Here is a 9,174-nt window from a genome sequence, read left to right on the forward strand (position 1 = left end):
CCTATTCCTCCTCCCAGCCTTTGAGAGGATCGGCGGCGTCCAGATCAAGGCCGATGTAAAACACCCGGGGGTTCGTACCCATTTCCGGTTTGAGCACGCTGACCGGTTCCGTGGCCAGGATTTGGGAGATCTCGCTGTTTGGATCGTTCATGTCCCCGAAGATCCGGGCTCGACCGATGCACGTTTCCACACAGGCCGGCACAAGCCCCGCATCCACCCGATGGTCGCAGAACGTGCATTTCTGCACGTATTTCTTGAGGGGATTCACGTATCGCACGTCGTATGGGCACGAGGCCATGCAGTACTTGCAGCCGATGCACCGGTGCTGGTCGATCATCACGATCCCATCCTCCCGTTGCCAGGTCGCTTCAACGGGGCAGTTGGCCAGACAGATCGGTTTCTCGCAGTTATTGCAAAGGATGGGGACGAACGAGCGGGAGACATGCGGGTACTTCCCTTTTTCGACGACCTTCACCCATGTGCGGAATACGCCTGGCGGGACGTCGTTCTCCTCCTTGCAGGCCACCGTGCAGGACTGGCAGCCGATGCAGCGGCGGAGGTCGATGACCATCGCGTAGCGCTTCCTGCCTGCCTTTCCCGCGGCCGGACCTTTGGCGCCCTCGTGACCGACCCGGTGGGCGAGCCCTTCGCGGCCCGCAGACGCAGCCGTTCCGGGCAGTCCGCCAGCCTCTTTCTCCTTCGCAGCCATATTGACAGCCCTTCGGGATGTTCCGGGAAACGGTTCCCGGGCCCTTCAGCCGCTATTTCTCGTCTTCTTCTTCTTCTTCCTCGGCTGCGCCGGCGCCCTCTTCCTCGGGCGTGACAGCGACCTTGGTCTTCCGAGCTGCCAGCCACTCGGTGAGGGTCTTCAGCTCTTCGTCCGTGCCCTTGAATTTCTTCTTGTGGCCGACCTTCTTGGATTTATCGAAATGCGACTCGATCTTCACTTCCTTCTTCAGCCATTTGGTGAAGAACGCGGCGTCTTGTTCCGCTCCGACGTTGGAGAGATCCGGCCCCTTCTTGGCCTTGCCGGTTTTCTTGCTGATTTTTTTCTCGATGGCTTCCGCCTTGACCAAGTGGCAGTCGTTACACTTCTTCTCCAGGAAGATGTCTTTTCCTGAAGCGGCGAACGTCGCCGAAGGCAGCGCCGCCGCCAGGAACGGCGCCACGACGAACAGCGAAACAAGCCTGCGCATCATCGGGATTCCTCCTTTTCCAAATAGGCGTCCGGTCGGACGACCTCGGTATTTATGGGTGTCTCCACTCAGATCACCTTTCTGCGGGAGGGTAACAACCGTTCCCGGTGTCGCCCATGACCACGGTCAACACTTGTAAGCGTTCAGCCATCAGCCGTCAGCAATCAGCTTCAGGATCCGGAATCAGGGGACCGGCCGTCTCTCGTCCTCTTCCTCTTCCTGCGGCCCAAGCGGATGGCCGAGAGCTTAGAGCGTCTAACAGAATGCGTAGGGGAGGGTCTTCAGACCCTCCCGACAAGAGGGAGCATCTGAAGATGCTCCCCTACGAATCGGCATTCTGTTAGAGGCTCCTAGGAAACTCAGTCCTTCGGGTCCTCGAGATACTTCCGTTTGCGATGGATGACGAAGGCCCCGATCAAGAGGAACACGGTGAAGAATCCGCCTGCGATTTGGCGACGCTTCAGGACATCCTCCTGCTCTCCAATCCGGGTCGCCAGGATCCGCGCATCTTTCGTGACGGTCTCCGCAATCTCGATGACCCGGTCGAGGTCCAGGATGTGGCTGAGGTGATGGAACACGTTCCGCTGGGCGAAATGGGCCTGCTGGAGGGATCGCACGTCCCACCCTTCCGACCTCAACACGGCGATCCGATTTTCGAGTTCGACGAGCCGCGCCTCCGCATCGGTCATGGCCACCTTGATCCGCTTCGAGCGCTCATACTTGTGGCACTCGGAGCAGGTGTCTTCGTTGATCAGATCCAGGTTGGCCTTCTTGATCCTGTGCGCCTCGTGGCAGGTGATACAGACCGGACGCTTCTCCTTCTTCGTCAGCCAGTGTTTGCTTTTGACGTAGTTCTCCTGGATGGCCACGTGGCATTTGCCGCATACCGCGGGCACATCGTCGTCCGCCGGCGCGCCGATGAACTCCGACTCCTCCTCATCGTGCGCGTCCTCTTCCTCGGAGGCGGCCGGATTGCCCCCGTGGCAATCGTTGCACGCAATGGAGTTTTCGTGGTGGATGCTTTCGCGCCACTCCTTGGGCGGAATCGCAAGATCCTCGTTTTCCTCCTCCTGCTCGAGGTGGCATTTGACGCACTGGTTTTCGGGCGGAATATCCTCCGCCCACGCGGTCGCAACGAACGCCGCCGGGAGAAGGATCAGCGCCCCCAAGGCCCTTCGGAGCTGAAAGCTGATCGCTGACGGCCGATCGCTCCTCATGACAGATGCCCCCAGACCGTCAGGCCGACGAACGAAGCCAGCCCGGCGAAAACGGCAGCGAGGAACAGCGGACGCTTCAGCGGCCGCCTTTCCGGATTACGGTCGATAAACGGAAGGAGCAGGATCGCAAGTCCGGCCAGTCCCTGCGCGGCCACTCCCAGGAACTCATTGGGAATGATTTTGAGCATCTGGTAGTTCGCCAGGAAGTACCATTCCGGCTTGATGTGGGGCGGCGTAAATAGGGGATCGGCCGGCTCCATGGCATCCGGCGGGAAGCTGATCTGCGGGGTGAAGAAAACGCCGAAGAAGAGCAACGCAAGAAAGAAGTAGACCACGCGGAGGTCTTCCAGCGCGAAATGAGGGAAGAACGGAACCTTCTTCACCTGGTCCTTGGGAATGCCCGGCGGGGCGGAAATCCCGGCGCGCCGCATAAAGAAGAGGTGGGCGGCCACGATCATCGCGAAGAGCGGCGGGAGAACCGAAACGTGGAGCGCGTAGAAACGGCCGAGAGTCATCTGATCGACGCGGTCCCCCCCGCGGATCCATCGGACGATATCGTCGCCGATCACGGGCACCGATCCGGCGGAGTTCGTCGCTACTGTCGTCGCCCAGTACGAAAGCTGACTCCACGGCAGGAGGTAGCCCGAGAGGCAGGCCATGAGGCCCAATCCGAACAGGACCACGCCGCTGATCCACTGGATCTCGCGCGGTTTCTTGTAGGAGCCCATGATGAGGGTGCTCAGCATGTGGAGCATGAGGACGAGGATGAAGAGATTCGCGGCGATCGCGTGCGTTCTCCGGATGAGCCATCCGAACGAGATCTTGCCGGTGATATTCATGACGCTCTCGAACGCGAGCGACGTGTGGGGGATGTAGTACGCGAGCAGGAGAATCCCGGTGGCGAACTGAATGCCCAGCACGGTGAGGAGGACGGCCCCCATGGAGTACCAGACGCTGAGGTTCGCCGGAACCATGTAGCCCGTGAGATGAGTCTCGATGAGTTCCCGGTATTGAACGCGCTCTTCAAGCCAGTCGAGGATCTTTTTCACCATGACGTCACGCCTCGAACAACCGGACCGAGTCTTCCACGACTTCCACGCGGTAGCGTGTGAGGCCGCGGGGCGGCGGTCCGGAGATTCGGTTTCCGTTGCTGTCAAACTTTGCGGCGTGACAAGGACACAGGATCTTGCCTTCGGCCTTCTGCCAGCGGACGATGCAGCCGAGGTGGGGGCAGACGGCGCTGAAGCCCCTCCACTCGCCTCCGTGATGGACGACGAGCGTCGGTTCGCCGAAGGCCAGTCCGGTTCGCGCCCCTTCCCGCACAACCTCCTCCGCCCGGATGGGTTCACCGTCCAGGTTGGTGAGGGTGTTGTCACCCTTCGCCGAGGGTTTGGGAAAGAAGTACGCGGCCACCGGAGCGACGAATGCAAGACCCGTGATCCAGCCCACGGCTTGAGTCAAGGTGTCGAAAAACCCTCTTCGGGTCATATTTCCTCCTTACCTGGGGGTTCGACGGCGGAAGGCCATCCAGCCCACAAACAGCATCAGCACAGCCGCCGCAGCCATCAAGATGGTTTTCCCCGGGAGCTGCTTTTTCGCCGGCACATGGAACTTGTCCCGCGCCATGGCGAATTGCATCGCGGAATGGTTCCCGGGGAGCTGCGGATGGAATTCGTAGGTCAGGACGGCCTCCACGGAGAAGGGGCCGGGCGGCACGGTTTCATTGAACTGAAAGGTCTCACGGCGGGTTTCCTGCGGGCGGACGCGATTGTCGCTGATCACCTTCACGGAATTGAGAAACATATCCGTGATGCTTTCGTTTGGAATTTCGGCGCCGGAACGATCCGCCAGAATTCGCCGATACACCAGATCCCGCGCGCCCAGAAGCCGGCCTTTCTCATCCACCAAGCGGGCGGTCAGGACCAACTTGCGCGCCGGGAGGCCCGTCGGTATGGCGTGTCCGGATTCGCTGTTGGTCACATAGACGATCGCTTCCAGTCCCTGACCTTTTCTTTCAGCGAGCACGGAGATTTTCGCGGCATTTCCGACCCGGATCTGGGAGTGCCCTCCCATCACGGAATGCGAAGTGACGGTCTTGGTGCTGGGCGCCACATCGCGGTCGACGATGGTGAACCGGATGTCCTCCGGCATGTGGCAATTCTGGCATGCCGTGCCCGATCCGGGGTACGGGCCGGTGCTCCACTCTTCATAGGTATTCATGACGTGGAGGCCGTGGGCATTGATCACTTCGTGACAGCCGCCGCAAAACTCACCCTTCTTGTGCAGAGGGGAAAAGGCGTTCTTGTGACCTTTCTCCGTAAGCTCGCTCGGCTGGAATGGACCCCACTTCGTATCTCCCGGCTGGACCTTGTACCGTTGGAGGCCGGGCCCCATCGGCAGGAGATCCGTGACAGAGTGGCAGAAATCGCAGGTAACTCCCTCGCGTGCCACCGGATCCGAAAGTTTGTCGTCCCCGGTGATTTGGGTGATCGGGGCGTGGCAGGAGAGGCAGTAGCGTCGATCCTCCGGCCGGGTAACCGTGTCGAAGCTCGCGCGGAAGACCGGATCTTCGAGCGAGAGGGCGTGCATGGAGTCCTTCCATTCGGAATAGATCCCCGAATGGCATTCGCCGCATTTCTTGGCGCTCTCGAAGCGGTTGGCAGCCCACGCAGACGACGAGGCCATTTCAGAAAGAAGCAGAGCGACAGGGAGGAAGGCGATTCTCACGCGACGAGCGGCTTAGTTGTTCGCGGCCCCTTGCTGCACCCAGGCTTGCACGATGGCGGCTTTGTCGGCGCCAAGGGCCGCTCCGCCGATGTGACCGTCGCCTCCCGTACCTTTCTTGATGAGCTTGCTGTCCGCCGGAGAATCGACATTCACGAGGGCTTTGATCCCGGCGTAGTCGTTCGCAGCCACTCCGGTTACCTTGTATGAGCCGATGCCGGCCGCATGGCAATTGCAACTCGCTTGGAGCACCGGAAGAACGTCCTTGGAAAAGCTGTACTCCGTTCCGCCTGCTCCACCGCCCGCGCCGCCGCCGGTGTCGCCGGTCCCACCGCCTCCACCGCCGGATACGGCCCCGGCCTCTTCAGCGCGGCTGAAGGGGTCGCCGCACGAAGAGAGGGTGAGGAGTGAGGCGCAAGCCGTGAGCAGCAGGAAAGAAAACAGGATCGATCGAAGACCTGGAAAATTGCCGCGCATAGCCACCTCCGACTAGAATTCGATGACCGCCGCGAGGCGGACCAGATCGTTGGGTTGCTCGTTCGCCGCTTCGAGGTTGACGAAATACTCGATTCCCGTCGACAGGATCTTGTAGTCCCACCACAGGCCGACGTTGTGGCTGACCATGTCCTTCTCGTCTTTGCGGTCCTTGTCGAAGTAGAACCCTTCGATGTTGTCGAGCGAGACGAAGCCGGTGCGATATCGACAGCGCAGATCCCATGGGAGCTTGTAGTCCACCTGGAGGTAATCGCCGAAGTGATAGTAGGAGGTGATGGTGGAGTCACCTTCGACTCGCTCACTGCCCCGCACATACGCCTTGATGAAACCCGCCTTGAGGGAGAGGTTGCTAAGCGGTCCCACGGGGAGGAATCCGTATGCCGCCGCGGCGTCCAAGCCCACCAGGAACAGGCCGCTGTCGCTGAAGTACTGGTTCCAATAGAACGATCCCCACACGCTGTATTTCCCGGCGCCCAGGCGCAACCGGTCTCCCGCCCCCGCTTGCCCGGAATTTTCCGTCGTCTTGCTGATATCCACCATCTCGTTCAGTTTCCCCTCGGGACCCGGCACGACGTAGAACTCGTTGTCGATTCGGAGGCCGGGCCTGTCGGTGATGGGGTACAGGAAAGACCCGCCGTAGGTGGTCCAAAGGAAGGGGACCAGTTTCTGATCGAACCCCGTGAGCCCGCCGTAGGCGCGGTGAAAGAGCGGATCGGCGCCGAACGGCATGAAGATCTTTCCGAACTTCAGCAGCCGGTTCTTTCCCAGTTTGACGCCCACTTCGAAGAACTTAAAATCGACGATTTCCGCGGAAAAAGAGAATGGCTCGTCCTTCTTCCTCCGGCTCAGGAAAACGAAATGATGGTAATTCTTGAAGTAATCTTTGCCCTCTTCGGGGTTGCCCGTGAACTTCTCCTTCTCATAGGTGAGATCGAAGCGACCGTTGATCATGAATCCGGAGAGCTGAATTCCCGGCGCCGGCTTCCCGCTTTCGGATTCCGATTCCTCGGCCGCCAGCACCCACATGGGCATCAGGACCACCATGAGCGCCGTCGCCAGGAACAATCCGAGCCAAACCAGGATTGAGCTGACCGCTGAATGCTGAGCGCTGACCGCTCCGCTCTCACTTTGCATGGCACACCTCGCAATCGACCTCTTCATCCTCCGGGTAGAAGGCGACATCACCGTTGTGGCACGCGCCGCAGTACTTGCCGGCGTCTATGTCTTCATGCGTCATGCCCACCTTCTTCTGCATCGAGAAGAGTGAGGCATGGCAAGCATAGCACTTGAACTCCTCCTGGTGCTTCCAGTGAGGAAACTTGGCGACCTCTTCGTCGGCTTCCTCGACGCGCGTCATCGTGATCCACGCGGGATTGGCCACGAGCAACTTCCCGCCCCCAAGAACGGCGCCCGCGACGATCCCAACGGACATCAGGAATAAAATCTTTCTTCGGTCATGGTCGGATTTCATCATGCCTCCAAACTTAACCAAACGCGCTTCTTGCGATATGACGGAGGTCAATTTTAATCCCGGCGCCTCTCATCAGTTCCCGCACGCTCCCAGGGAGATCCACGCGCTTACGATCCGATATTCACCGGAAGATTCGGCCAGGATTGCGCCGCCTCCGTGGGACGTCTGACCGGAAGCCTTCATGAGAAGGTAGCTCTCCGTCGGCTTCCCGGGAGTGACGAGTCCTTTTACCATGGAGTAGTCGCCCGTTGCATCCGTGGCCAAAACAAATGCAGTCGCCCCCCCCGGCAGGCCCGGAGCGTGGCAGCCGGCGCACCTCGACCGCAGCAGGGGGTACACTTCATTCGAGAAATTGCTCTCCTCCTGGCACGTCGGAGGGGGCGAGTCCTCCTCTGTGCTTCCTCGATCGGAGAGTCCGCAGCCTGGAATCGTGAGCAGTGAGCCGCAAGTCGCGAGCCGAAAGACTGCGAAAAGGAAAGTGCGCCTCGCGGTGTCGATTCCCATCAGAATCCTTCAAACGCGAGGTTAGCGCACGCCGTGAGCCTCGTCCACTCCGATCGATCGCGCCGCGGCATGTGAGACTTCAACCGTTTGGATCAGATCGCCGGACGGGGCCGATTTGTTTCGCTCTCAACCCGCTGGTAGCATGAGCAATGGGAAATCATGAGGATTCCGAAGGGATGCCGCGTATGGGCGCCGGCCATGCTCATGTTTGCCTGCGCGGGGGGCAAGGACGGCATAGCGCCGGATAGCTCCAATCGACCGGGTGTTGATTCCGCGTCTTCCGCTTCGTCCTTGGCTTTCGCGCGCTTGGTTGCGCACTCCTCCGAAGCCACAGTAGGCGAAGAATACCGAACGCGAAACGTATCCGGAATGGTGGAAATCTTCAGCGGCGACAAACTCCGCAGCGACATCCTCGGAGGGGTTGCGCAGGCCAGTGGGCGCTCGGAAATCCCGCTGGTCACCGTGCATGTGGCCGGCACTTTGCCGGCGGAGTTTGCGGATGCGCTGTCGGCGGGGCTTGGAGGGCAACCACGGGATTATCAATACGGCCTCACTCTCGTTTTTCCAGCCATTCCGTTCGACTGGGCGGAGGTTCGCGATCACCCCGCCCTTCAGCCGCTATTTCCCTATCCCCCGTACGGGGTTACCCGGGTTGAAGTGGCCCGGGTGGAGCCGGATTCGGAGCGTCCGATGTTTTCCGGGTCGGTCTCCCTTTCGTTCAATGAGCTGATCCTCGATGCGGAGCTCGTGGCGCCCCTGCTCCCTCCTTGCGGTCCGCAACCAGCGGCCAATGGCTACCCCGGAGGCTTCCCGATCTACTGCGAACCGTACGAAGGGCGGCTTTGGGGATTGCGTGGCCGGCCATGCGGGAGCAGTGAGGACTGCACGCTGGGCCCCCCGGCACCCTGCTCAGGTTGCAGTCAGCCCTTCAGCCGGACCTTCCTCGACGAAGCGTGGGCCCTCTACGCCCAAACCGCTTTCTGCCCCCATATATGTCCTATGTTGATTGCGCCATGTCCCGAAAATCCAACGGCTGTTTGCGAGGAAGGTTACTGTCGCATCAAAGCGGAGAGAGAGAGCGGGTTGCCGCAAGTGGCCGTGTCGAAATAAGTGGATGAGTTTCTGTTTCTGTCATTCCCGTGAAAACGGGAATCCAGACTGGATGCCCGCCCCTTGCCACGGAGGGCATGGGGCCATGATATGTCGCCGCGCCCAGGACGGCGCGGCATGGACCATGGCCTGCGCGGGCATGACGACCGGATGGAAATTCCATCAGTTGTTTCGACACGATTCCTCAGCTCGACTTTTGCCATTTTTCCATGCTGTGTGAACATCGCTCAGAATCTCGCTCGGATGGGAAGGTATCTTCAGACACCGCTCAAGAACGGCAAAAGTCGAGCTTAGAGCCTCTGACGGAATGCCGATTCGTAGGGGAGCATCTTCAGATGCTCCCTCTTGTCCTTGCCTCTTCGTAGGGGAGCATCTTCAGATGCTCCCTCTTGTCGGGAGGGTCTGAAGACCCTCCCCTACTTGCTCCCTCTTGTCGGGAGGGTCTGAAGACCCTCCC

At 60.2% G+C, this 9,174-nt stretch carries 11 protein-coding genes; 1 reads left to right on the forward strand and 10 read right to left on the reverse strand.

The features are described from left to right. Position 1 precedes the first annotated feature (1 nt). From HYT87_03010 to HYT87_03055, 10 genes are all read right to left on the reverse strand, one after another. Positions 2 to 709 carry a 4Fe-4S dicluster domain-containing protein gene (locus HYT87_03010; GenBank protein MBI2058715.1) on the reverse strand — a complete coding sequence of 236 codons (708 nt, stop codon included), beginning with the start codon at positions 707 to 709 and terminating at the stop codon, positions 2 to 4. Between the two features lie 52 nt (positions 710 to 761). Then, positions 762 to 1,196: a c-type cytochrome gene (locus tag HYT87_03015; protein ID MBI2058716.1), complete on the reverse strand. Its 435-nt coding sequence runs from the start codon at positions 1,194 to 1,196 to the stop codon at positions 762 to 764. A gap of 359 nt (positions 1,197 to 1,555) precedes the next feature. Continuing rightward, a complete protein-coding gene (locus HYT87_03020; GenBank protein MBI2058717.1) occupies positions 1,556 to 2,413 on the reverse strand; it encodes a hypothetical protein in 858 nt (285 codons plus the stop codon). Further along, complete coding sequence (locus HYT87_03025; GenBank protein MBI2058718.1) at positions 2,410 to 3,465, reverse strand: cytochrome bc complex cytochrome b subunit; 1,056 nt, start codon at positions 3,463 to 3,465, stop codon at positions 2,410 to 2,412. Before HYT87_03025 ends, HYT87_03020 begins: the two co-directional genes overlap by 4 nt. Before the next feature lie 4 nt (positions 3,466 to 3,469). Continuing rightward, entirely contained in the window at positions 3,470 to 3,901 is a 432-nt protein-coding gene (locus HYT87_03030) for a Rieske 2Fe-2S domain-containing protein (GenBank protein ID MBI2058719.1), read from the reverse strand. Positions 3,902 to 3,910: 9 nt separating this feature from the next. Beyond that, entirely contained in the window at positions 3,911 to 5,140 is a 1,230-nt protein-coding gene (locus HYT87_03035; GenBank protein MBI2058720.1) for a hypothetical protein, read from the reverse strand. Between the two features lie 12 nt (positions 5,141 to 5,152). Then, positions 5,153 to 5,614 (reverse strand): hypothetical protein, encoded by a 462-nt coding sequence (locus HYT87_03040; protein MBI2058721.1) that lies wholly within the window; start codon positions 5,612 to 5,614, stop codon positions 5,153 to 5,155. A gap of 12 nt (positions 5,615 to 5,626) precedes the next feature. Next, positions 5,627 to 6,766 (reverse strand): hypothetical protein, encoded by a 1,140-nt coding sequence (locus tag HYT87_03045; GenBank protein ID MBI2058722.1) that lies wholly within the window; start codon positions 6,764 to 6,766, stop codon positions 5,627 to 5,629. Next, positions 6,756 to 7,106, reverse strand: coding sequence for a hypothetical protein (locus HYT87_03050; GenBank protein ID MBI2058723.1), 351 nt, complete (start codon positions 7,104 to 7,106; stop codon positions 6,756 to 6,758). The genes HYT87_03045 and HYT87_03050 overlap by 11 nt, the downstream gene beginning before the upstream one ends. Positions 7,107 to 7,175: 69 nt before the next feature. Then, a complete protein-coding gene (locus HYT87_03055) occupies positions 7,176 to 7,607 on the reverse strand; it encodes a hypothetical protein (protein MBI2058724.1) in 432 nt (143 codons plus the stop codon). 159 nt (positions 7,608 to 7,766) lie between these two features. On the opposite strand from HYT87_03055, the gene HYT87_03060 reads away from it, so the two are divergent. Next, positions 7,767 to 8,717, forward strand: a complete 951-nt coding sequence (locus HYT87_03060; protein ID MBI2058725.1) for a hypothetical protein — start codon at positions 7,767 to 7,769, stop codon at positions 8,715 to 8,717. Positions 8,718 to 9,174 lie beyond the last annotated feature (457 nt).

Source organism: Nitrospirota bacterium (genome assembly GCA_016180645.1).
Classification (GTDB): domain Bacteria; phylum JACPQY01; class JACPQY01; order JACPQY01; family JACPQY01; genus JACPAV01.